Genomic DNA, 23,288 nt, shown 5'->3' with positions numbered 1-23,288 from the left:
CATGCTCGCAGCCGTCCCGCGCGCCGCGCAGGCGCGCGCCGAGGCGCTCGCCGCCGCCGCGCGCATCGTCGAGGACGTGCGCTCCCACGGCGAGAGCGCGCTGCGCGACCAGGCCGAGCGCTTCGATCACGTGACCGGCCACGCCATCCGCGTTCCCGCGGAGCACCTGACCGAGGCCGCAGCGACGCTCGATTCCGGCGTGCGCACGGCCCTCGAGACGGCCATCGAGCGCGTGCGCCGCGGTTCCGCGGCGCAGGTGCCGGCCGCGCAGGTGACCGAGCTCGGCCCCGGCGCGCGCATCACGCAGCGCTGGCAGCCCGTCACCAGAGCGGGCGTCTACATCCCCGGCGGCAAGGCGCCACTGGCGTCCAGCGTGGTCATGAATGTCGTCCCCGCGCAGGTCGCCGGCGTCACGAGCATCGCGCTCGCCTCACCGCCCCAGGCGGGCCACGACGGTCGTGTGCACCCGACGATCCTCGCGGCCGCGGCTCTGCTCGGCATCGACGAGGTCTACGCGATGGGCGGCGCCGGAGCCATCGGCGCGCTCGCGCACGGCGTTCCAGGACTCGACCTCGATCCCGTCGACGTGGTCACGGGGCCGGGCAACAACTACGTCGCCTCCGCCAAGCGCGCGGTCGCCGGCGCGGTGGGCACAGATTCCGAGGCCGGCGCGACCGAGATCCTCATCGTCGCCGACGCCGACGCCGACCCTGACCTCATCGCCGCAGACCTGGTCAGTCAGGCGGAGCACGACGAGCAGGCATCGGCCGTGCTCGTCACCGACTCCGCCGCGCTCGTCGAGGACGTGGCCGCGCGCGTCTCGACCCGTGCCGCCCTCACCGCGCACGTCGAACGCGTCGCCGCCGCGCTGGGCGGTCCGCAGTCCGCGATCGTCCTGGTCGAGGATCGCGCCATGGCCGAGGCGTTCAGCAACGCCTACGCACCCGAGCACCTCGAGCTGCACCTGGCGGACGCAGCGGCGGCGGCCGCGCGGTTCACCAGCGCGGGCGCCGTGTTCGTCGGCGCGCAGACGCCTGTCAGCCTGGGCGACTACATGGCGGGAAGCAACCACGTGCTGCCCACCGGGGGACAGGCGCGCTACGCCGCCGGGCTCGGTGCATACACGTTCCTGCGTCCCCAGCAGGTGATCGAGTACGACCACGAGGCGCTCGCGCACGTGCGCGCGGGTGTCGTCGCATTGGCCGCCGCCGAGCTCCTTCCCGCGCACGGCGAGGCCGTCGAGGCGCGGTTCACGCGCACAGGAAGCGCCGCGGAGAGCGCCGAGTAGGCTGGGACATCATGCACTGCCCCTTCTGCCGGCATCCGGATTCCCGAGTCATCGACTCCCGCACCAGCGACGACGGACTGTCGATCCGCCGCAGACGGCAGTGCCCGGAGTGCGGCGGTCGCTTCTCGACCACCGAGACCGCCAGCCTGATGGTCATCAAGCGCTCCGGCGTGATGGAGTCCTTCAGCCGCGACAAGGTGATCTCGGGGGTGCGCAAGGCCTGCCAGGGACGCCCGGTGACCGAGGCCGACCTGGCCGTGCTGGCGCAGAAGGTCGAGGAGGCCGTCCGCCAGACCGGCGTCTCGCAGCTGGACACCAACGAGATCGGGCTCGCCATCCTGGGACCGCTGCGCGAGCTGGACGAGGTCGCGTACCTGCGCTTCGCCAGCGTCTACCAGGAGTTCGACTCGCTCGAGGACTTCGAGCGATCGATCAGCGAGCTGCGCGCCGATCACGCCAGAACCGGAGCGGACCCTGCGAGCCGGTAACCTGGCAGGGATGTATCCCCTCCTCTTCCGCCTCGTCCTCGCGCGCCTGGACCCGGAGTTCGCGCACCACGCCGCCATGGCGGTCATCCGCGCACTCGGCGTCCGGCCGCTCTCCTGGGCGGCACGGGCCCTCACCGCGCCCGCGGCCGGCCAGCAGGTGCACGCGCTCGGACTGACCTTCCCGTCGCCGTTCGGCGTCGCGGCCGGCTTCGACAAGAACGTCGTCGGCGTGCGGGGCCTGGATGCACTGGGCTTCGGGCACGTCGAGGTCGGCACGGTCACCGCGATCCCGCAGGACGGCAACCCCAGACCGAGGCTGTTCCGTCTGGTGCCCGACCGCGCCGTGATCAACCGGATGGGGTTCAACAACAGGGGCGCCGAGGCCGCCGAGCGGCGCCTGAGAGCACTGCGCCGCCGCGCGCCGCGCGCCGTGGTCGGCGTGAACATCGGCAAGAGCCGCGTGGTCCCCGTCGAGCACGCGATCGCCGACTACGTGGCGTCGGCGACGAGGCTGGCTCCGCTGGCCGACTACCTGGCCGTGAACGTGTCCTCGCCGAACACGCCAGGGCTGCGCGGCTTGCAGGCCGTCGAGACGCTCGCCCCCCTGCTGCGGGCGGTGAAGGATGCCGCGGGCGAGACGCCCCTGCTGGTGAAGATCGCCCCCGACCTGCCCGACGAGGAGATCGCGGGGATCGCTCGGCTCGCGGTTTCGGAGGGACTCGCAGGCATCATCGCGCACAACACCACGATCTCCCGTGACGGGCTGCGCACCGATCCCGCCGTCGTCGAGGCGGCCGGTGCGGGGGGACTCTCCGGCGCCCCGCTGAAGGAGCGCGCCCGCGAGGTGCTCGGCGTGGTCAGGGCCGCCGTCCCGGCCGACTTCTGCGTGATCGCGGTCGGCGGCGTGGAGACCGCCGACGATGTGCAGCGGCTGCTGGATGCCGGCGCGACCCTCGTGCAGGGCTACACCGCGTTCCTGTACCGCGGGCCGCTGTGGGCCCGGCAGATCAACCGGGGCCTGCGCCGCTGAGCAGCACGCGGACCGCCGGGACCTGCGCCCGACGAGGCGGGGTCACTCCGGGTACTGACCGCGCTTGACCTGCGGCTTGGGCAGGCGCATGAAGCGCATCTGCATCGCGCGCATCGCGGCGTACCAGCCGAGACCGCGCTCGCGGCGCTCGGGGCCGAACCTGGCGGCGACCTTCTTCTTGACGCGCGTGCTGAGCAGCACCATGTCGACCACGGCCAGCAGGATGTAGCCCCACAGCACGATGAACGACCACACCTGCACCGACGGGATCGGCACGAGATTCAGCACGATCACGCCGACCATGGCCGCCATGACCCACTCCGAGACGTGCCAGCCGGCATCGACGTAGTCACGCACCCAACGACGCTGCGGGCCCTTGTCGCGGGCGGGCAGATAGCGGTCCTCGCCGTTCTCCATGCCGATGCGGGCGCGCTCGCGACGCGCCTGCAGATCCGCCTTCGCGGCGGCCCGCGCCTCCTTCGTGTTCGCGACCAGGGGGCGGCGGTTGGCCGCCTCGCGCTCGGCTCGCGTCGGCGTCGCGCGCCCCTTGCCCACGATGGGCGTCTCAGTGGCGTCGTCGTTGGCGGCGGGGGTGGGCTTGGGCACGTTCGACCTCAGTTCGGAATCGGGTTCGCCCTTAAGATTACTCGCATGACCTCGTCAGCAGCGTCGGCTTCGCCGGCATCCGAATCCGCTCTCCTCGAAACGGTCGCGCTGGGCATCCCCGCGGCCCTCGACGATCTGGGCATGCTCGTGCGCATCCCCGGGATCGCCTGGCCCGCGTTCGATCAGACGCAGCTGGAGCGCAGCGCGCAGGCGGTGGCGGAACTCGCCCGCGGCACGGGCGTGTTCGACGAGGTGCGCGTGCTGCGCGCGCACGTCGACGACACCGAGGAGCTCGGCCAGCCCGCAGTGCTGGCCACCCGTGCCGCGCGGCGCGGCAAGCCGACCATCCTGCTGTACGCCCACCACGATGTGCAGCCTCCCGGCGACGACGCGCTGTGGGACACCCCGCCGTTCGAGCCGACCGTCCGCGACGGGCGGCTGTACGGACGGGGCGCAGCCGACGACAAGGCGGGCATCATGGCGCACATCGCCTCCCTGCGCGCGGTGGCCGAGGTGCTCGGCGACGATCTCGATCTGGGCGTCGCCCTGTTCATCGAAGGGGAGGAGGAGTACGGGTCGCGCTCCTTCGCCCGCTTCCTTCGCGACAACGCCGAGGCGCTGCGGGCGGATGCCATCGTCGTCGCCGACTCGGGGAACCTCGACTCCACCACGCCCGGGCTGACGGTCTCGCTGCGCGGCAACGCGCGCTTCACGCTGCGCGTGCGCACGCTCGAGCACGCCTCGCACTCCGGCATGTTCGGCGGCGCGGTGCCCGATGCGATGATGGCCGCGGTCACGCTGCTGTCCACGCTGTGGGATGCCGACGGCGCCGTCGCCGTCGAGGGGATGACCTCGCGCCCGGGGGAGACCCCCGCCTACTCGGAGCAGACCCTGCGCGAGGAGACCGGTCTGCTCGCCGGCGTCTCGCCCGTGGGACGAGACGACATCCTCGGCCGCATCTGGAACAAGCCCTCCATCACCATCACCGGGATCGACGCCACCGGCGTCGCGCAGGCCTCGAACACCCTGCTGCCCGAGGTGAGCGTGGTGATCAGCGCCCGCGTCGCCCCGGGACAGGATGCCGCCGACGCGTACGCCGCGATCGAGGCCCACCTGCGCGCGCATGCTCCCCACGGCGCCGAGCTCATCTTCTCGGATGTCGACCTCGGCGACGGATTCCTCGTCGACACCGGCGGCTGGGCCGTCGAGCTGACCCGCGGCGCGATGGCCGACGGATACGGCACCGACCCCGTCGATCTGGGCGTCGGCGGATCCATCCCCTTCATCGCCGACCTGGTGCGCGAGTTCCCCGGCGCGCAGATCCTGGTCACCGGCGTGGAGGACCCGCATTCGCGCGCGCACAGCCCGAACGAGTCCCTGCACCTGCAGACGTTCCGCAATGCGGTGCGGGCCGAGGCGCTGCTTCTGGCCCGCATGAACGCCCGCACGGCGGCATCCTGACCCGGCACCGCCTGCGCGCGGAAGGGACCCTCCGCGCGCACGCCGGCGGTAGACTCGAAGCTGAGGAGCAGCCGTCCGCGCTGCACGTCTGCAAGGAGTGACATGAGCGACACCACGCTGACCGAAGAGACCACCGCCGCCCACAGCGTCGCGCTGACGGACGCCGCCGCGCAGAAGGTCAAGAGCCTGCTCGAGCAGGAGGGACGCGACGACCTGCGCCTGCGCGTCGCCGTGCAGCCCGGGGGATGCTCGGGCCTGATCTACCAGCTCTACTTCGACGAGCGCTTCCTCGAGGGCGACGAGACGGTGGACTTCGACGGGGTCGAGGTCATCGTCGACAACATGAGCATCCCCTACCTGGAGGGCGCCTCGATCGACTTCAAGGACACCATCTCCGAGCAGGGCTTCACGATCGACAATCCCAACGCCGCAGGCAGCTGCGCGTGCGGCGACAGCTTCCACTGACGCCCCGCCGACCTGCGTGGTTGGCATGAATCAGGTGTGAGCTTGCCCTAGACTTGGGGATGCTCCTGTCCGAGATCTGAAAGGTGCATCGTGCCCTCGAAACGCCGCCTTCGTTGGGCCGCGCTCCCCCTGGGAGTAGCGGTAGCCGTGGCCCTGGCAGGATGTACTGCCACCCAGACCCACGGATTCCTCCCCGGCTTCGTGGAGGGCGCGAAGTCTGCGACGAACCAGACCGACCGGGTCGAGGGACTGTGGGTCACCTCCTGGGTCATCCTGCTGCTCGTCGGCATCGTCACGTGGGGCCTGATGGGCTGGGCGCTCGTCATGTACCGCCGTCGCGCGGGTCAGACCGGGCTGCCCGTACAGCTGCGCTACAACATGCCGATCGAGATCCTCTACACGGTCGTGCCGCTGATCCTGATCATGGGCATGTTCTTCTTCACCGCGAAGGACCAGGCCGAGATCGAGCGTCCCTGGGCCGACCCCGACGTCGAGATCACGGCGATCGCCAAGCAGTGGGCGTGGGACTTCCAGTACGACGGCGATGAGGAGGACAACTCCGACGCCGTCTGGACCATGGGCGTGCAGGCCGATCCCGACGCCAACGGCGACATCGACCGCGACAAGCTGCCCACGCTGGTGCTGCCCGTCGACCAGAAGGTCACGATCGACCTGCGCTCTCGCGACGTCATCCACTCCTTCTGGATCATCGACTTCCTCTACAAGAAGGACATGTACATCGGGAAGGACAACAGCTGGTCGTTCATCCCCACTCGCATCGGCGAGTACGACGGCAAGTGCGCCGAGCTCTGCGGCGAGTACCACTCGATGATGCTGTTCAACGTCAAGGTCGTCTCGCAGTCCGACTACGACGCGTATCTGCAGACGCTGCGCGACGAGGGCAACACCGGAGACATCACCGATGCCTACGATCGTCTCGGCAATCTCCCGGGCACCGGCGCCGCGAGCACGGGCGACGAGGAAGAGAAGTAAGTCATGACCACGACAGCCGAACCCAACATGCTTCAGGGCGCGCGGCCCACGACGATCCCGCCCCGGCAGGCCGCGCTGCTCTCCTCCACTCGCGTGGAGCAGAAGGGCAACATCGTCGTCAAGTGGATCACCTCCACCGACCACAAGACCATCGGGTACATGTACCTGATCGCCTCGGTGCTGTTCTTCCTGCTCGGCGGCGTGATGGCGCTGATCATCCGTGCGGAGCTGTTCGCGCCGGGCATGCAGATCGTGCCCACCAAGGAGCAGTACAACCAGCTCTTCACGATGCACGGCACGATCATGCTGCTGATGTTCGCGACGCCGCTGTTCGCCGGCTTCGCCAACGCGATCCTGCCGCTGCAGATCGGCGCCCCCGATGTGGCGTTCCCGCGTCTGAACGCGTTCGCCTTCTGGCTGTTCCTGTTCGGCTCGACCATCGCGGTCGCCGGGTTCCTGACCCCGCAGGGCGCCGCAGCCTTCGGCTGGTTCGCCTACCAGCCCCTCGCGAGCGCGACGTTCTCGCCGGGCGCCGGTGGCAACCTCTGGATGCTGGGACTGGGCATGTCCGGTTTCGGAACCATCCTGGGTGCGGTGAACTTCATCACCACCGTCATCACGATGCGCGCACCCGGCATGACCATGTGGCGCATGCCGATCTTCTCGTGGAACACGCTGATCACCAGCCTGCTGATCCTGATGGCGTTCCCGGTGCTCGCCGCCGCCATGTTCGCGGCCGCCGCGGATCGCGTACTGGGCTCGCACGTGTACGACCCCGCCAACGGCGGCGTGCTGCTGTGGCAGCACCTGTTCTGGTTCTTCGGGCACCCCGAGGTGTACATCATCGCCCTGCCGTTCTTCGGCATCGTCTCCGAGGTCTTCCCGGTCTTCAGCCGCAAGCCGATCTTCGGGTACAAGACCCTCGTCTACGCGACCATCTCGATCGCTGCACTGTCGGTCGCCGTGTGGGCGCACCACATGTACGCCACCGGCGGTGTGCTGCTGCCCTTCTTCTCGCTGATGACCATGCTCATCGCCGTGCCGACAGGCGTGAAGATCTTCAACTGGATCGGCACGATGTGGCGGGGCTCGATCACCTTCGAGACGCCGATGGTGTTCTCGCTGGGCTTCCTGACCTCCTTCGTGTTCGGCGGACTGACGGGCGTCATCCTGGCCTCGCCGCCGCTGGACTTCCACGTCACCGACACCTACTTCGTCGTGGCGCACTTCCACTACGTGGTGTTCGGAACCGTGGTGTTCGCGATGTTCGCGGGCTTCTACTTCTGGTGGCCGAAGTGGACCGGACGGATGCTGAACGAGCGCCTCGGCTACATCCACTTCTGGATGCTGTTCATCGGGTTCCACATGACGTTCCTCGTGCAGCACTGGCTGGGCGTGGACGGCATGCCGCGCCGCTACGCCGACTACGCCACCTATGACGGCTGGGAGTGGGGCAACCAGGTGTCCACGATCGGCGCCGTCCTGCTCGGTGCGTCGATGCTGCCGTTCTTCCTGAACGTCTGGATCACGGCGCGCAAGGCGCCGAAGGTGACCGTCGACGACCCGTGGGGCTACGGCGCCTCGCTCGAGTGGGCGACCTCGTGCCCGCCGCCACGACACAACTTCACGTCGATTCCCCGCATTCGCAGCGAGCGCCCCGCGTTCGATCTGAACCACCCCGAGGCCGCCGAGCAGCCCGTCGGTGCCGCAGCCGGAGAGGTCAAGTAACCCATGCGCAGCAATATCGTCGTCTGGTGGGTCATCACCGGCTTCTTCCTCGTGATGTCGGCCGTCTACACGCTGTGGAGCCTGGTGGACGAGTACCACGGCAGGGTGGAGTGGGTCGGCACGGTCGCACTGCTCTTCGTCGCGTTCATGGGCGCGATGATCGCCGTGTACCTGCGCAAGACCTACAAGGCGCAGGGCGGCGAGCTTCCCGAGGACGTGCTGACCGCCGACATCGATGACGGCGACCCCGAGCTCGGCGAGTTCAGCCCGTGGTCCTGGTGGCCGCTCGTGCTGGCCGGTTCCGCCGCGGTCTTCCTGATCGGCCTGGCGGTCGGCGAGTTCCTGCTTCCGATCGGCGTGGCGATCTTCCTGGTCGCGATCGTCGGCTGGGTCTACGAGTACTACCGCGGACACTTCGCGCGCTGAGCTGAGAACGTGCAGAAGGGGCCTTCCGGATTCGACCGGAAGGCCCCTTCTGCGTGACACGAGCGTTTCGCGGGTCCCGATTCGCGGCCTCGCGGGCGTTCGAGGCCGCAAGATGGGACCCGCGAACGTGGTGCAGCTCAGGTCACGCGTGGGTCCGCACGCGCGGGATGTTGGTGAGCGGGTCGATCGGGCGGCGATGGATGCCGTCGTGATCCTCGATCGGGAATCCCTGGCGCACCCAGTACTCGAAACCGCCGATCAGCTCACGCACGGCGTAGCCGAGCTTCGCGAACTCCAGCGCGCCCTTGGCCCCCGCATTGCAGCCGGGGCTCCAGCAGTAGACGACGACCTCGGAACCGGCCGGGATCTCCTTCGCAGCACGCTCGGCGATCTCGCGGTAATGCATGTGCACGGCTCCAGGAACGCGACCCTGCGCCCAGGCCTCGTCCGTGCGGACATCGATGACGGTCACAGCGCTGCCCGCCTTCTGCGTGGCGTACAGGTCGCTGGCGTCCGTCTCGCAGGCGAGCTTGGCTTCGAAGAATGCGGTGCGGTCCATACGCACAGGCTACGCCGTGCGTGCCCGCCGTCGTGGAACGTTACCCGACGAGCGGAGACAGCTGCGCGGTCATCTGCACGCGCCGGCCGTGCCTCGCGAGTCCGAGGTCGGCCTCCACGTCCACCAGCCGCTGCAGGAAGGGGGTGCGGGGGCTCGGTCACAGCGAAGCCGCAGGAGGCGTAGAACGGAGCGTTCCAGGGCACATCCGCGTAAGTGCGCAGTGTGATCTCCTGATGACCGCGCGACCTCGCCTGCGCCAGCGCCGCGTTCACCAGCATCCGCCCCAGTCCTCGCCCCGTGAAGCGGGGGAGGACCGAGACCTGCTCGAGGTGGGCGTGACCCTCGATCTCGAGCACGTGAACGAATCCCACTGGCGCGAGCCGGGCCGCCGCGTCATCCGGATCACCCACGAGCAGGAAGCCCGGCTGCGCGAGACGTTCGGTGCCGGCATCGGGTGCCGGCCAGCAGTGCGCCTGGAATCTGTCGACCAGCATCCGATCGGCCTCGACCTCGATCTGCTCGATCGGGGCGGCATCGCCGGGCAGCGCGGCGCGGATGCGGAAGGGCATGCCTCCAGCGTACTGACGTGTGGGCGGACGGCTGAGGGCCCCGTCCGGGTGGACGAGGCCCTCAGCTGGGGGAGCGGCGGTGCTTACTCGCCGTCCTCCGACGTGCGCTTGCGCGGCTCCGGATCCTTCGCGATCACGGAGCTCGGCGTGTTCGGCGTCTCGCCGACCGTCGGGTCCGCAGCCTGGATCTCATCGTCGGAGGTCACGCCCGCGCGTGCGTGCGCACCGGCGATCTCCTCGGCCTCGATCTCGGCGTCGTGCGCGAGAGCGTGCTGCTGGTGCGCGTCGGCCTCATCCAGCTGAGCCTGGGTGAGGGGCTGGAGACGGTCCTCGAAGAACCAGCGCGAGAGCGCGGAGCGCAGGTTCTCGTGCCACGGGATGCGGCCCTTGGCGTTGGGACGCACAACGAGGGGCTCGTAGTTCTCGTAGTCGATCAGCTTCCACCGGTCGTAGACGTCGACCGGCTGGTGCACCTCGATGAACTCGCCGCCCGGCAGGCGCACGATGCGACCGGACTCGTAGCCGTGCAGCACGATCTCGCGGTCCTTCTTCTGCAGCGCGATGCAGATGCGCTTGGTGACGAAGTACCCGAGCACCGGTCCGATGAACAGCAGCGCCTGGAGGGTGTGGATCACGCCCTCCATCGTGAGCATGAAGTGCGTCGCGATGAGGTCGGACGAGGCCGCGGCCCACAGCACCGCGTAGAAGATCACGCCCGCGACGCCGATCGCCGTGCGCGTGGCGGCGTTGCGCGGACGGTCGGCGATGTGATGCTCGCGCTTGTCGCCGGTGACCCACGCCTCGATGAACGGGTACAGCGCCACGACGACGATGAACAGACCCAGCACGGCGACCGGGATCAGGATGCCGAGCGACAGCGTGAACGGGCCGAGCGGCACATCCAGGTGCGGGGGAGCCAGACGCAGGGCGCCGTCGGCGAAGCCGATGTACCAGTCGGGCTGAGTTCCCGCCGAGACCGGCGAGGGATCGTACGGGCCGTAGTTCCAGATCGGGTTGATCTGGAAGAAGGTCGCTATCAGCACGATCGTGCCGAACACGATGAACAGGAAGCCGCCCATCTTGGACATGTACACCGGCATCATCGGGTAGCCGACGACGTTGTCGTTCGAACGGCCGGGGCCGGCGAACTGGGTGTGCTTGTTGATGACCATCAGCATCAGGTGCAGCGCGACGAACGCGATCACCAGCAGCGGCAGCAGCAGGATGTGCATCGTGTACAGCCGGCCGACGATGTCGGAGCCGGGGAATTCGCCGCCGAAGATCAGGAACGAGGTCCAGGTGCCGATCAGCGGAATGCCCTTGATCATGCCGTCGATGATGCGCAGGCCGTTGCCCGAGAGCAGGTCGTCCGGCAGCGAGTATCCCGTGAAGCCCTCGGCCATCGCCAGGATGAACAGCACGAAGCCGATCACCCAGTTCAGCTCGCGCGGCTTGCGGAACGCGCCCGTGAAGAACACGCGCAGCATGTGGATGCCGATGCCGGCGACGAAGACCAGCGCGGCCCAGTGGTGGATCTGGCGCACCAGCAGGCCACCGCGCAGATCGAACGAGATGTGCAGGGTCGACTCGAGTGCGGCCGACATCTCGATGCCGCGCATCGGCTCGTAGGCACCGGTGTAGTGCGTGGGCACCATCGAAGCCTGGAAGAAGAACGTCAGGAACGTCCCCGACAGGAAGACGACGACGAAGCTCCACAGCGCGATCTCACCGAGCATGAACGACCAGTGGTCGGGGAAGATCTTGCGACCGAGCTCCTTGACGAAGCCGGACAGGCTCGTGCGCTCGTCGAGGTAGTTGGCGGTGCCGGCCAGGAAGCGGCCCCCGAGGGGCTTGTCGCGCGTCTCAGCGGGCTTGGTGTCCTCGTGAGGAGTTGCGGTGCTCAATGACGCTCCCAGAAGCTCGGGCCGACAGGTTCTTGGAAATCGCTCTGCGCGATGAGGTAGCCCTCGTCGTCGACCGTGATCGGCAGCTGAGGCAGCGGGCGCGAGGCCGGCCCGAAGATGACCTTCGCGTGGTCGGTGACGTCGAACTGCGACTGGTGGCACGGGCACAGCAGGTGGTGCGTCTGCTGCTCGTACAGCGCCACCGGGCAGCCGACGTGGGTGCACACCTTCGAGTAGGCGACGATGCCGTTGTACGACCACGTCTTGCGCTCCTCGGACTCGATCAGGTCCTCGGGGCGCAGGCGCATCAGGAGCACGATGGCCTTCGCCTTCTCCTCCAGCAGGCCGCCCTCGTGGCCGAGCTCGTTCAGGCCCTCGGGGATCACGTGCACGGCGGAGCCGAGCGTGACGTCGGCGGCGCGGATCGGCGTGCCCTCGGAGTCGTGGACCAGGCGGGTGCCCTTCTTCCACATCGTGTGCTGCAGCAGGGCCACCGGGTCACCGGCTATCGGATCGTCCTCGGTGTTGAACGGCGCCAGTCCGCGGAACAGGGTGACCCCAGGGACGATCGATGCCACCACTGCGGCGATCATCGAGTTGCGGATCAGCACGCGGCGGCCGAAGCCCGACTCCTCGTTGGCGTCCGCGAACGCCTGGACGGATGCCTCGCGGACGCTGTCGCGACCGCGGGTGGGATGACGGTGCTCGACGAACTCCTTGTCGCTCATCAGCGACTTGGACCAGTGGATCGCGCCGATGCCGATGCTCAACAGGGCGAGCGCGATGCCGAGCCCGATGAACATGTTGTTGTAGCGCACATCGATGAGCGCGCCCGACTCGATCGGGAACAGCATGTACGCCGCGACGGCCCAGATGCTGCCCGCGAGCGACAGGTAGAACAGCGTGTAGACGGTGCGCGCTGCGGTCCGCTCGGCCTTCGGATCCTTGTCCGTCATGCGCTGACGGTGCGGCGGCAGTCCCGGGTTCACAGCGGGATCGCTGACTGCGACGCCCAGCCCCGGTGAGGGCTGGTAGGCCCGTTCCAGAGCCTGCGTGTCGTCGTCGTGTGCCATGGTGCTCCTCGTACGTGATTCGTCGATGAAAGTGCGTCAGTTGGACTTCGCCGTGATCCACACGGTGAGGGCGACGAGAGCGCCGATGCCGAAGATCCAGATGAACAGGCCCTCGGAGACGGGGCCCAGGGAGCCGAGCGTGAAGCCGCCGACCTGCACCTCGTTCTGCTGGTAGACGAGGGCGGCGATGATGTCGCGCTTGTCCTCGTCGCTCAGGTTCATATCGCCGAACACCGGCATGTTCTGCGGGCCGGTGACCATGGCCGCGTAGATGTGCAGTGCGCTGGTGGAGGTCAGCGCGGGAGCGTACTTGCCCTCGGTGAGGGCGCCGCCGGCCGCGGCGACGTTGTGGCACATCGCGCAGTTGATGCGGAACAGCTCCGCGCCCTTGGACAGGCTGACCTCATCGGAGGAGTCGTCCGGGTTCGTCTCGCCGTCGGTGACCCAGCCCTCGGGGTAGGTCGGGCCCGGGGCTGCGGACTGCACGTAGGCGGCCACGGCGCGGATCTGAGCCTCGGTGAACTGCGGGTGCTTCTGCGGAGCCTGCGGACCCTGCATCTGCAGCGGCATGCGGCCGGTCGCCATCTGGAACTCGACGGCCAGCTCGCCCACGCCGATCAGGCTGGGGCCCTCGGTGGTGCCCTGCAGATCCATGCCGTGGCAGGTGGCGCAGTTGGCGTTGAACAGCTTCTGGCCGTCGGCCGCGGTCAGCTCAGCAGTGGCGCTGGTCTGGGTGTCGGTCGATGCCATCGCGGCGGTCGCGCCGGCGTAGACGCCACCGGTCAGCAGCAGGCCGGCTCCGATCAGCGCCGCTGCGGCGAAGGGACTGCGGCGGCCGCGCGAGCGACGCTTCTTCTCTCGTGCCATTTCAGAAAAACGCTCCGCTCTCATTTCAGGAAGTAGATGACGAAGAACAGCACCACCCAGACGACGTCGACGAAGTGCCAGTAGTACGACACGACGATCGAGGAGGTCGCCTCCTTGTGGCGGAAGCTCTTCACGGCGTACGCGCGCCCGATGACGAGCACGAAGGCGATCAGACCGCCCGTGACGTGCAGGGCGTGGAAGCCCGTGGTCAGGTAGAACGCCGATGCGTAGGAGTCGACCTGGATCGGCATGCCCTCGGCGACGAGGGTGGCGTACTCCCAGACCTGACCGCTGACGAAGATCGCGCCCAGGATGAAGGTGAGCCAGAACCACTCGACCATGCCCCAGCCGAACAGGCGGCGCCGGCCGGCGGCGTTCACCCGGCCCTTGGCGACGTGATAGGGCTGGAGGTCCTCGGCGGCGAAGACTCCCATCTGGCAGGTGAACGACGAGATCACCAGGATGATCGTGTTCACGAGCGCGTACGGGACGTTCAGCTCTTCGGTGCGCGAGGCCCACAGCTCAGGGGAAGTGCTGCGGAGCGTGAAGTAGATCGCGAAGAGTCCCGCGAAGAACATCACCTCGCTGCCGAGCCACACGATGGTGCCGACAGCGACCGGATTGGGGCGCTTGATGGTTCTTGCCGCCGGGGCATGCGTCGCTGAGGTGGTCACAAGTCCATTATGGCCGATTCGGTCCGACGATTCTTGCACCCCCCTTGCCCGTTTCGCTGTTCGCCGCCTCCGGGCCGGCTCGGAGCCGCCTGCGAATGCCCTCGGAAGCCGATGAATCCCGCAGGTCGCGCCGCGAGTCGCGCGCGAGTCGCGCCGCGTCATCTCGAATCGGCATCTTTCGCCGCGCGATTATGATCGCTGACATGGCTGACTCCCTCACCTGGCCCGATCTGCTGACCGCTCTTCTCGAGCGACGCGACCTGAGCGTGTGGGAATCCACCTGGGCGATGCGCCAGGTGATGCAGGGGCGCGTGAGCCAGGCGCAGCTGGCCGGCTTCCTGGTCGCCCTGCGGGCGAAGGGGGAGACCGTCGACGAGGTCGTCGGCTTCCGCGACGCGATCCTCGAGGCCGCGGTCCCGCTCCGCGTCTCCTCGGACGTGCTCGACATCGTCGGCACGGGCGGAGACAGGGTGGGCACGGTGAACGTCTCCACCACGGCCGCGATCATCATCGGCGCGACCGGTGTCCCCGTGGTCAAGCACGGCAACCGCGCCGCCAGCTCGTCATCCGGCTCCTCCGACGTGCTCGCCGCGCTGGGGCTGGACATCTCGCTCGACCCGGATCGGGTCGCATCCGTGCTTGATCGCACCGGCATCACCTTCGCGTGGGCGGCCGCGTTCCACCCCGGCTTCCGGCACGCCGGCGCCGTGCGCGCCGAACTCGCGGTGCCGACCGTCTTCAACGTGCTCGGGCCGCTGTGCAACCCGGCCCGTGCCGAGGCGAACGCCGTGGGCGTGGCCAAGCTCAACCTGGTGCCGCTGATCACGGGCGTGTTCCGCACGCGCGGCGCCACCGCCCTCGTGTTCCGCGGCGACGACGGCCTCGACGAACTGACCACGACCGGGCACAGCCGGATCTGGGAGGTCGCCCGCGGAGACATCCACGAGCACGATCTCGACCCGCGCGACCTGGGCATCCCCCTCGCTGACCTGTCCGACCTGGTCGGAGGCGCGCCCGAGCACAACGCGAAGATCCTGCGCCGCACCCTCGACGGCGAGAAGGGCGCGGTGCGCGACATCGTGCTGCTGAACGCCGCCGCCGGCATCGTCGCCTACGAGCTCTCGCACGACGCGGCGCTCACCCAGCAGCCGATCGTGGAACGACTGCGCGACGCGTACGGGCGTGCCGCCGCCGCGATCGACGACGGACGCGCGCTCGCGAAGCTGGACGCCTGGATCGACACGACGCGGGAGGCGCCGCAGGCCTGAGCGGCGCGGCAGAAGCGATGGATGCCGTCGAAGCCCTGCTGGAGATCGCCGAGCTGCTCGAGCGTGAACGGGCGTCGCGCTACCGCGCCAAGGCGTTCCGCCAGGCGGCATCCGTTCTCGGCGGCCTGCCGGAGGACGTCGTGCGCGACCCGGCGCGGCTGCGCGCGCAGAAGGGCATCGGCGACTCGACCTTCCAGGTGATCCGCCAGGCGCAGGAGGGGAGGGCGCCGGACTACCTCGTGGAGCTGCGCGGAGAGGTCGAGCCGCAGCGGGTCTCGGCGCTGCGGGCGCTGCTGCGCGGCGACCTGCACAGCCACACGGACTGGTCTGACGGCACGACGCCGATCTCCGCGATGACCGGCGCCGCACGCGCGCTCGGCCATGAATACGTCGCCGTCACGGATCACTCGCCGCGGCTGCGGGTAGCGCACGGTCTCTCCGCCGAGCGGCTGCGCGAGCAGATCCCGCAGGTGCGCGCGGCGTCCGGAGACGGGCTCGCCGTGCTCGCCGGCATCGAGGTGGACATCCTGGAGGACGGTGCGCTCGACCAGGTCCCCGAGCTGCTGAGCGAGCTGGACATCGTCGTGGCGTCGGTGCACTCCAAGCTGAGGATGGACGCGGCGCCGATGACCAGGCGGATGATCGCGGCGGTCTCCGACCCGCACGTGAACGTGCTCGGGCATTGCACGGGCAGGCTCGTGCAGGGGGAGCGCGGGACGCGCCCGGCATCCGCGTTCGACGCGCGGGCGGTGTTCGCGGCGTGCGCGGAGCACGGCGTCGCCGTCGAGATCAACTCGCGTCCCGAGCGGCAGGACCCCCCGGACGAGCTGATCGCGATCGCGCTGGAGCAGGGCTGCCTGTTCTCGATCGACTCGGATGCCCACGCGCCCGGTCAGCTCTCGCTGCTCGACCACGGCGCCGCCCGCGCCGAGGCGGCAGGCGTGCCGCCCGAGCGCATCGTCACCACCTGGGGACTGGAGCGGCTGCGCGCCTGGGCCGGGTGAGGTGTCGCCGAGCCCGTCGCCTGTGCTGAGCGAGCGCCGGCGAGTCCGAGCGAAGCGTGAGGCCGCGGCGGACTCAGTCGGCGGAGGACAGCGCCGCCAGGGCCCGCGTCATCGACGTGCCCAGGTTCCACCGCTCCGCGAGCCGCTGCGCGGCGGCGGTGCCGGCGGCATCCGATCCGCGCACCGGCGCGCCCGGCGCGACGACGTCCAGATCGCGCACCACCTGCACCACGGCGGGTGCGACGTCGAGGTAGTCCGAGGCGTCGGCGAAGCGGGCGGATGCCGCGGCGCTGAGCCGCCCGGCGGCGGCCGCCTCGCGGATCCCCTGCAGATCGCCGTGGGCCTGCAGCAGCGCCGCCGCCGACTTCTCGCCCACTCCCTTCACGCCGGGAAGTCCGTCGGAGGCATCGCCGCGCATCGTCGCGAAATCGGCGTACTGGGAAGGGAGGACCCCGTACTTGGCGACGACGACGGCATCCGTCACGATCTCCAGATTGCTCATCCCGCGCGCCGTGTACACGACACGCACGCCCTGGGCGTCGTCGACGAGCTGGAACAGGTCGCGGTCTCCGGTCACGATGTCCACGGGAAGCGCCGAGCGCGTCGCGAGCGTGCCGATCACGTCATCCGCCTCGTGCTCCGCCGCGCCGATGATCGGGATGCCGATCGCCTCGAGCGCCTCGCGGATCAGCGGCAGCTGCTGCTGCAGCGCCTCCGGGACCTCCTCGACATCCGGTCCCTGCGGCACGACCTGCGCTACGCGGTGCGCCTTGTAGCTCGGGATCAGGTCGACGCGCCACTGCGGGCGCCAGTCGTCGTCCCAGCAGGCGATCACCTGCGTGGGCCGGTGCAGCGTGACGAGCTTGGCGACGATGTCGAGCAGGCCGCGCACCGCGTTGACCGATGTGCCGTCCGGCGCCTTCACCCTGTCGGGCACTCCATGGAACGCGCGGAAGTAGAGGCTGGCGGTGTCCAGCAGCATGAGGCGATCGATCACGGGATCAGCCTAGACACGGGTGCGGACGCCGGCGCGGATCTGATAACCTGGAGTGTCACTCGTGGCGAGCATCCGCATGCCCTCGTGACATCGCAATCCCACATCCATCCGCTTCGGCACCATGCTGGCACGTCGCCGGTGCCCGAGGCCTGATCTTCCATTCACAAGGACAACCCACTACATGACTAGCGCAACGACCGCCCCGGCCACCAAGCAGGTCGCGATCAACGACATCGGATCTGCCGAGGACTTCCTGGCCGCGGTCGAGAAGACCCTGAAGTTCTTCAACGACGGCGACATCATCGAGGGCACGATCGTCAAGATCGACCGCGATGAGGTTCTGCTCGACGTCGGCTACAAGACCGAGGGCGTCATCCCCTCGCGTGAGCTCTCCATCAAGCACGACGTCGACCCCAACGAGGTCGTCGCCGTCGGCGACAAGGTCGAGGCCCTCGTTCTCCAGAAGGAGGACAAGGAAGGCCGTCTGATCCTCTCCAAGAAGCGTGCGCAGTACGAGCGCGCGTGGGGCGATGTGGAGAAGATCAAGGAGGAGGACGGCGTCGTCACCGGCACCGTCATCGAGGTCGTCAAGGGCGGCCTCATCGTCGACATCGGACTGCGCGGCTTCCTGCCCGCGTCGCTCATCGAGCTGCGCCGCGTCCGCGACCTCACCCCGTACCTCGGGCAGGAGCTCGAGGCGAAGATCCTTGAGCTGGACAAGAACCGCAACAACGTGGTCCTGAGCCGTCGCGCGCTGCTGGAGCAGACGCAGTCGGAGTCCCGCACCACGTTCCTGAACAACCTGCACAAGGGCCAGGTTCGCAAGGGCGTCGTCTCGTCGATCGTCAACTTCGGCGCGTTCGTCGACCTGGGCGGCGTGGACGGCCTGGTGCACGTCTCCGAGCTGTCCTGGAAGCACATCGAGCACGCCTCCGAGGTCGTCGAGGTGGGCCAGGAGGTCACCGTCGAGATCCTCGAGGTCGACCTGGACCGCGAGCGCGTCTCCCTGTCGCTGAAGGCGACGCAGGAGGACCCGTGGCAGGTCTTCGCCCGCACTCACGCGATCGGTCAGATCGCGCCGGGCAAGGTCACCAAGCTGGTTCCGTTCGGCGCCTTCGTCCGGGTCGCGGACGGCATCGAGGGCCTGGTGCACATCTCCGAGCTCTCCAGCAAGCACGTCGAGCTGGCCGAGCAGGTCGTGTCGGTGGGCGAAGAGGTCTTCGTCAAGGTCATCGACATCGACCTCGAGCGTCGTCGCATCTCGCTGTCGCTGAAGCAGGCCAACGAGTCGGTCGACCCCAACGGCACCGAGTTCGACCCGGCCCTGTACGGCATGCTCGCCGAGTACGACGAGAACGGCGAGTACAAGTACCCGGAGGGCTTCGACGCCGAGACCGGTGCCTGGAAGGAGGGCTTCGACGCCCAGCGCGAGGCATGGGAGCAGGAGTACGCCGCTGCCCAGGCTCGCTGGGAGGCGCACAAGGCCCAGGTCGTCAAGGCCGCCGAGGCCGAGGCCGCTGCGGGCGACGACTTCGCCGCCGCGCAGTCCTTCACGAGCGACTCGGGCGCCGGCACCCTCGCCGACGACGAGGCCCTCGCCGCTCTGCGCGAGAAGCTCTCGGGCGGCAACGCGTAAGCATCCGCTTCGACGGAACGGGCCGTCACCCCGCCTTCGGGCGGTGGTGGCGGCCCGTTCCGCGTCTGCGGGCGCGCTCTCCGGTGCGTGCCAGGATGGGAGGATGCCGCTCATCGCTCTCACCGGGGGCATCGCCTCCGGCAAGTCGACCATCGCCGCGCGCCTGGCCGAGCACGGCGCCGTGATCGTGGATGCCGATCGGATCGTCCGCGATGTGCAGGCGCCGGGTTCGCCGGTGCTGGCCGCGATCGCCGCGGCGTTCGGCGACGACGTGATCGCCGAGGACGGCTCGCTGCAACGCGGCGTCCTCGGTGCCCGGGTGTTCGGCGACCAGGAGCGGCTCGCGCAGCTGAACGCGATCGTGCATCCCGCCGTGCGTGAGGAGTCCGCACGTCGTTTCGCCGCGGCCTTCGCCGCCGATGCCGATGCCGTCGTGGTGTACGACGTGCCGTTGCTGGTCGAGGCCCGAGTGGACGACCCGTGGGAACTCGTCGTCGTCGCGGACGCACCCGCCGAGGTGCGCGTGCGGCGCCTCGTCGAGTTGCGCGGGCTGACCGCGGACGAGGCGCGCGCGCGGCTGGCCTCGCAGGTGTCGGACGCCGAGCGCCGAGCGGTCGGGGATGTCGTGATCGACACGTCGGGTGCGCTCGAGCGCACGCACGAGCAGACGGATGCCCTGTGGGAGCGGATCCGTCCGCGGTGATCTCAGTCGGCGGCGCGCTTGCGGGCGCGCCGGCGACTGGCCAGCGCCACCGCTCCGACGATCAGACCGATCAGCAGGACCAGCGCGAGGATCGGCACGATGATCGCGGCGACCGCGAGGAGGAACGATGCGCCGTCCTCGGCGGTGCTGAGCGCCGGCGCGGCGAGCCCGCCGGTGACGGAGTTCGCGGCCACGCGGCCGACCGCCTTGACCGCATGGACCGCGAGCGCGATGCCGACGCCCACGACGATCGGCACCCAGGCGTTGTCGGTGAAGAAGGCGGAGGGGTCCTCCACCGCGATCGTCTGGGCGCTCGCCCCCGCACCGAAGGCGATGCCGCCGGATGCCGGTCGCAGCACGCTCTGCACGATGTCGTTGAGGGAGTCCAGGGCGGGGATCTTGTCCGCGATGATCTCCAGCACCAGCAGCGCCCCGACGACCCACAGCGTCACGTCGCTGGACAGCCACGACCACCCCGCCGGCAGCTGCACGGCGGGGAGGAAGCGGTCGACGAGACCGAGCAGGAACAGGGGCATCCATGCGTTGAGGCCGGCGGACGCCGCCAGGCTGGAGCCGATGAGCAACTCGATCACGCCTCCACCCTAGGCGGGTCGGAGTCCGGCGATGGGTCCGCGAGGCCCTGGTGTCGGTGGCCCCTCGTAGGCTGGAGGGATGCAACCAACGCGCAGCGTCCGTCCCTTCGAGGTCGTCAGCGAGTACATGCCCGCGGGGGACCAGCCGCAGGCCATCGCCGAGCTCGCGGCCCGCATCAACGCGGGCGAGACCGACGTCGTGCTGCTCGGCGCGACCGGCACCGGCAAGTCCGCGACCACCGCCTGGCTCATCGAGCAGGTGCAGCGCCCGACGCTCGTGATGGCGCACAACAAGACCCTGGCGGCGCAGCTGGCGAACGAGTTCCGCGACCTCATGCCGAACAACGCCGTGGAGTACTTCGTCAGCTATTACGACTACTACCAGCCCGAGGCGTACGTGCCGCAGACGGACACCTTCATCGAGAAGGACTCCTCGGTGAACGCCGAGGTCGAGCGCCTGCGGCACTCGACGACCAACTCGCTGCTGAGCCGCCGGGATGTGGTCGTCGTCAGCACCGTCTCGTGCATCTACGGGCTCGGCGCGCCGGAGGAGTACCTGCGCGCGATGGTCGCCCTGCAGGTGGGCGAGCGCTACGATCGCGACGCCCTGATCCGGCAGTTCATCTCCATGCAGTACAACCGCAATGACGTCGACTTCTCCCGCGGCAACTTCCGCGTGCGAGGGGACACGATCGAGATCATCCCGGTGTACGAGGAGCACGCCATCCGGATCGAGCTGTTCGGCGACGAGATCGAGGCGCTCTACTCGCTGCATCCGCTCACCGGCGAGGTCATCGAGAAGCTGGACTCCGTGCCGATCTTCCCCGCGTCGCACTACGTCGCGGGAACGGACGTCATCCAGCGGGCGATCGGGACCATCGAGGCCGAGCTCGCCGATCGCCTCGCCGAGCTGGAGCGCCAGGGCAAGCTGCTGGAGGCGCAGCGACTGCGCATGCGCACGACCTTCGACCTGGAGATGCTGCAGCAGCTCGGCTTCTGCTCGGGGATCGAGAACTACTCGCGCCATCTCGACGGACGGCAGCCCGGCGAGCCGCCGCACACGCTGCTGGACTTCTTCCCCGACGACTTCCTGCTGGTCATCGACGAGTCGCACGTGACCGTGCCGCAGATCGGCGCCATGTACGAGGGCGACGCGTCGCGCAAGCGCACGCTGGTCGAGCACGGCTTCCGCCTGCCGAGCGCGATGGACAACAGGCCGCTGCGCTGGGACGAGTTCAAGAACCGCATCGGGCAGACCGTGTACCTCTCAGCCACGCCCGGCAAGTACGAGATGGGCATCGCCGACGGCGTCGTGGAGCAGATCATCCGGCCCACGGGCCTGGTCGATCCCGAGATCATCGTCAAGCCCTCCAAGGGGCAGATCGACGACCTGCTCGAGGAGATCCGCATCCGCGTCGAGCGCGACGAGCGCGTGCTGGTGACGACGCTGACCAAGAAGATGGCGGAGGAGCTCACCGACTTCCTGGGCGAGCACGGCGTGCGGGTGCGCTACCTGCACTCCGACGTCGACACGCTGCGCCGTGTCGAGCTGCTCACGGAGCTGCGTGCCGGCGTCTACGACGTGCTGGTCGGCATCAACCTGCTGCGCGAGGGTCTCGACCTTCCCGAGGTCTCGCTGGTGGCGATCCTGGATGCCGACAAGGAGGGCTTCCTGCGCTCGGGGACCTCGCTCATCCAGACCATCGGCCGCGCGGCTCGTAACGTGTCGGGCCAGGTGCACATGTACGCCGACAACATGACGGACTCCATGACGAAGGCCATCGAGGAGACCGAGCGCCGTCGTGAGAAGCAGATCGCCTACAACACGGCGAACGGCATCGACCCGCAGCCGTTGCGCAAGAGGATCGCCGACATCACCGAGGTGCTGGCGCGCGAGGCTGCGGACACGGCCGACCTGCGAGCGGGCAGGAACAAGCCCGGCAAGGGCAAGTCGCCCACGCCCAACCTGCGTCGCACCGGCATCGCCGCCGAGGGCGCCCAGCAGCTCGAGGACACCATCGCCGACCTGTCGGAGCAGATGCTCGCCGCGGCAGCAGAGCTGAAGTTCGAGCTCGCGGCGCGACTGCGCGACGAGGTGCAGGACCTGAAGAAGGAGCTGCGGGCCATGGAGCGCGCCGGGCACGCGTGACGCGACCCGGCGCGCCCAGGCCGCGACGCCCGGTTCACGGGCAGTGAATCAGCGGCTTCGGCCCCGAGCGGTCGATGATGTGCAGATTCATCGCCTGCCCGCACAGCGGACAGGCGCGTTCCGCGCGCTCTGCGGCGCTCGGAGGCGGGGTCGCCTCGTAAGGGCCGACCGAGGCCGGCCCGGCGAAGCGGATCAGATTCGTGTTGAACCAGGCGTAGAAGCCTCCCGCTTCGCGGATGCGGGTGCGCAACGGTACTCGGTGATCGTCATCGGGCATGATGATTAGCGTACTAACTATTTGGGTGTGGGTATCATCGGATCGTGACCGAAGTCGATGATCTCCTGCGCCTCGAGAACCAGCTGTGCTTCGCGATGGTCACGGCCGCACGCAACGTCCTCTCCGTGTACCGGCCGATCCTCGAGCCGCTCGGGCTCACGCATCCGCAGTATCTCGTGATGCTCGCCCTCTGGGAACGTGCGCCGCGGTCCCTCGGCGACCTCGCCGAGGCCCTCGCACTGGAGCCCGCGAGCGCGTCGCCGCTGGTCAAGCGGCTCGAGAAGGACGGCCTGGTCGAACGCGTGCGCAGCGACGAGGATGAACGCCGGCTCGAGATCAGCCTGACGGACGCAGGCCGGGCGCTGCGCGCGCGCGCCGTCGACGTGCCGTCGCAGGTCATGCGGCGAGTGGGCCTGGACCTGAAGGGCGTCACCGCGCTGCGAGAGGCGCTGGGTCCGTTCAACAGCTCGCTGCGCAGCTGAGCCCGGCCCGTCGGGCCGGATGCGCGACCCGGCTCGCATAGAGTGAAG

The 23,288-nt window shown here is 69.1% G+C and carries 24 protein-coding genes; 14 read left to right on the top strand and 10 right to left on the bottom strand.

Annotated elements, in window-relative coordinates:
* Position 1: 1 nt before the first annotated feature.
* Genes hisD through Q9R19_RS07750 form a run of 3 tightly spaced genes read left to right on the top strand, consistent with a single transcriptional unit; the run spans position 2 to position 2,806 of the window.
* Positions 2–1,288: a histidinol dehydrogenase gene (gene hisD, locus Q9R19_RS07760; protein ID WP_311255736.1), complete on the top strand. Its 1,287-nt coding sequence runs from the start codon at positions 2–4 to the stop codon at positions 1,286–1,288.
* Positions 1,289–1,299: 11 nt separating this feature from the next.
* Positions 1,300–1,776, top strand: coding sequence for a transcriptional regulator NrdR (nrdR, locus tag Q9R19_RS07755; protein WP_311255735.1), 477 nt, complete (start codon positions 1,300–1,302; stop codon positions 1,774–1,776).
* Between the two features lie 10 nt (positions 1,777–1,786).
* Positions 1,787–2,806 (top strand): quinone-dependent dihydroorotate dehydrogenase, encoded by a 1,020-nt coding sequence (locus Q9R19_RS07750; protein ID WP_311255734.1) that lies wholly within the window; start codon positions 1,787–1,789, stop codon positions 2,804–2,806.
* Between the two features lie 42 nt (positions 2,807–2,848).
* Here the strand turns inward: Q9R19_RS07750 and Q9R19_RS07745 are convergent, their stop codons facing one another.
* Complete coding sequence (locus Q9R19_RS07745; protein ID WP_311255733.1) at positions 2,849–3,412, bottom strand: DUF3043 domain-containing protein; 564 nt, start codon at positions 3,410–3,412, stop codon at positions 2,849–2,851.
* 45 nt (positions 3,413–3,457) lie between these two features.
* Here Q9R19_RS07745 and Q9R19_RS07740 point away from each other — a divergent pair, with 45 nt between their 5' ends.
* The 5 genes from Q9R19_RS07740 (at position 3,458) to Q9R19_RS07720 (ending at position 8,485) form a co-directional block, all read left to right on the top strand.
* Positions 3,458–4,873: a dipeptidase gene (locus Q9R19_RS07740; protein WP_311255732.1), complete on the top strand. Its 1,416-nt coding sequence runs from the start codon at positions 3,458–3,460 to the stop codon at positions 4,871–4,873.
* Between the two features lie 102 nt (positions 4,874–4,975).
* The gene (gene erpA / locus Q9R19_RS07735; RefSeq protein WP_311255731.1) at positions 4,976–5,338 is read left to right on the top strand and encodes an iron-sulfur cluster insertion protein ErpA; all 363 of its coding nucleotides are present in this window, start codon (positions 4,976–4,978) and stop codon (positions 5,336–5,338) included.
* 90 nt (positions 5,339–5,428) lie between these two features.
* Positions 5,429–6,331 (top strand): cytochrome c oxidase subunit II, encoded by a 903-nt coding sequence (gene coxB / locus Q9R19_RS07730; protein ID WP_311255730.1) that lies wholly within the window; start codon positions 5,429–5,431, stop codon positions 6,329–6,331.
* A 3-nt stretch (positions 6,332–6,334) separates the two neighbouring features.
* On the top strand, positions 6,335–8,059 hold the full coding sequence (ctaD, locus tag Q9R19_RS07725) for a cytochrome c oxidase subunit I (RefSeq protein WP_311255729.1): 1,725 nt from the start codon (positions 6,335–6,337) through the stop codon (positions 8,057–8,059).
* Between the two features lie 3 nt (positions 8,060–8,062).
* Positions 8,063–8,485, top strand: a complete 423-nt coding sequence (locus tag Q9R19_RS07720) for a cytochrome c oxidase subunit 4 (protein WP_311255728.1) — start codon at positions 8,063–8,065, stop codon at positions 8,483–8,485.
* A gap of 142 nt (positions 8,486–8,627) precedes the next feature.
* Here the strand turns inward: Q9R19_RS07720 and Q9R19_RS07715 are convergent, their stop codons facing one another.
* The 6 genes from Q9R19_RS07715 to Q9R19_RS07690 form a co-directional block, all read right to left on the bottom strand.
* A complete protein-coding gene (locus tag Q9R19_RS07715; protein WP_311255727.1) occupies positions 8,628–9,044 on the bottom strand; it encodes a rhodanese-like domain-containing protein in 417 nt (138 codons plus the stop codon).
* The gene (locus Q9R19_RS07710; RefSeq protein ID WP_311255897.1) at positions 8,954–9,538 is read right to left on the bottom strand and encodes a GNAT family N-acetyltransferase; all 585 of its coding nucleotides are present in this window, start codon (positions 9,536–9,538) and stop codon (positions 8,954–8,956) included. Before Q9R19_RS07710 ends, Q9R19_RS07715 begins: the two co-directional genes overlap by 91 nt.
* Before the next feature lie 158 nt (positions 9,539–9,696).
* Complete coding sequence (locus Q9R19_RS07705; RefSeq protein ID WP_311255726.1) at positions 9,697–11,517, bottom strand: cytochrome bc complex cytochrome b subunit; 1,821 nt, start codon at positions 11,515–11,517, stop codon at positions 9,697–9,699.
* Positions 11,514–12,590, bottom strand: coding sequence for a Rieske 2Fe-2S domain-containing protein (locus Q9R19_RS07700; protein ID WP_311255725.1), 1,077 nt, complete (start codon positions 12,588–12,590; stop codon positions 11,514–11,516). The genes Q9R19_RS07705 and Q9R19_RS07700 overlap by 4 nt, the downstream gene beginning before the upstream one ends.
* A 36-nt stretch (positions 12,591–12,626) precedes the next feature.
* Positions 12,627–13,457: a cytochrome c gene (locus Q9R19_RS07695; protein WP_311255724.1), complete on the bottom strand. Its 831-nt coding sequence runs from the start codon at positions 13,455–13,457 to the stop codon at positions 12,627–12,629.
* Positions 13,458–13,477: 20 nt separating this feature from the next.
* On the bottom strand, positions 13,478–14,131 hold the full coding sequence (locus tag Q9R19_RS07690; RefSeq protein ID WP_311255723.1) for a heme-copper oxidase subunit III: 654 nt from the start codon (positions 14,129–14,131) through the stop codon (positions 13,478–13,480).
* Between the two features lie 203 nt (positions 14,132–14,334).
* On the opposite strand from Q9R19_RS07690, the gene trpD reads away from it, so the two are divergent.
* Positions 14,335–15,399, top strand: coding sequence for an anthranilate phosphoribosyltransferase (trpD, locus tag Q9R19_RS07685; protein ID WP_311255722.1), 1,065 nt, complete (start codon positions 14,335–14,337; stop codon positions 15,397–15,399).
* Positions 15,400–15,416: 17 nt separating this feature from the next.
* Positions 15,417–16,403: a PHP domain-containing protein gene (locus Q9R19_RS07680; protein WP_311255721.1), complete on the top strand. Its 987-nt coding sequence runs from the start codon at positions 15,417–15,419 to the stop codon at positions 16,401–16,403.
* A gap of 73 nt (positions 16,404–16,476) precedes the next feature.
* On the opposite strand, the gene Q9R19_RS07675 is transcribed toward Q9R19_RS07680, so the two are convergent.
* Positions 16,477–17,400: a 5'-3' exonuclease gene (locus tag Q9R19_RS07675; protein WP_311255720.1), complete on the bottom strand. Its 924-nt coding sequence runs from the start codon at positions 17,398–17,400 to the stop codon at positions 16,477–16,479.
* A gap of 181 nt (positions 17,401–17,581) precedes the next feature.
* Here Q9R19_RS07675 and rpsA point away from each other — a divergent pair, with 181 nt between their 5' ends.
* Together rpsA and coaE are read left to right on the top strand one after the other, a co-directional pair.
* On the top strand, positions 17,582–19,036 hold the full coding sequence (gene rpsA / locus Q9R19_RS07670; protein ID WP_311255719.1) for a 30S ribosomal protein S1: 1,455 nt from the start codon (positions 17,582–17,584) through the stop codon (positions 19,034–19,036).
* Between the two features lie 103 nt (positions 19,037–19,139).
* A complete protein-coding gene (gene coaE, locus Q9R19_RS07665; protein WP_311255718.1) occupies positions 19,140–19,739 on the top strand; it encodes a dephospho-CoA kinase in 600 nt (199 codons plus the stop codon).
* 2 nt (positions 19,740–19,741) lie between these two features.
* Here coaE and Q9R19_RS07660 read toward each other — a convergent pair whose 3' ends face one another.
* On the bottom strand, positions 19,742–20,332 hold the full coding sequence (locus tag Q9R19_RS07660) for a DUF4126 domain-containing protein (RefSeq protein WP_311255717.1): 591 nt from the start codon (positions 20,330–20,332) through the stop codon (positions 19,742–19,744).
* Between the two features lie 79 nt (positions 20,333–20,411).
* Here Q9R19_RS07660 and uvrB point away from each other — a divergent pair, with 79 nt between their 5' ends.
* Positions 20,412–22,481 (top strand): excinuclease ABC subunit UvrB, encoded by a 2,070-nt coding sequence (uvrB, locus tag Q9R19_RS07655; protein WP_311255716.1) that lies wholly within the window; start codon positions 20,412–20,414, stop codon positions 22,479–22,481.
* 34 nt (positions 22,482–22,515) lie between these two features.
* On the opposite strand, the gene Q9R19_RS07650 is transcribed toward uvrB, so the two are convergent.
* Positions 22,516–22,758 (bottom strand): hypothetical protein, encoded by a 243-nt coding sequence (locus Q9R19_RS07650; RefSeq protein WP_311255715.1) that lies wholly within the window; start codon positions 22,756–22,758, stop codon positions 22,516–22,518.
* A 44-nt stretch (positions 22,759–22,802) separates the two neighbouring features.
* Between Q9R19_RS07650 and Q9R19_RS07645 the strand changes: the two genes are divergently transcribed.
* On the top strand, positions 22,803–23,240 hold the full coding sequence (locus Q9R19_RS07645) for a MarR family transcriptional regulator (protein WP_311255714.1): 438 nt from the start codon (positions 22,803–22,805) through the stop codon (positions 23,238–23,240).
* Positions 23,241–23,288 lie beyond the last annotated feature (48 nt).

It is taken from the genome of Microbacterium sp. ARD32 (assembly GCF_031844385.1).
Taxonomy (GTDB): Bacteria; Actinomycetota; Actinomycetes; order Actinomycetales; family Microbacteriaceae; genus Microbacterium.
Note: the sequence above shows the minus strand (reverse complement) of the source record. Positions and strands in the feature narration are given on the sequence as shown.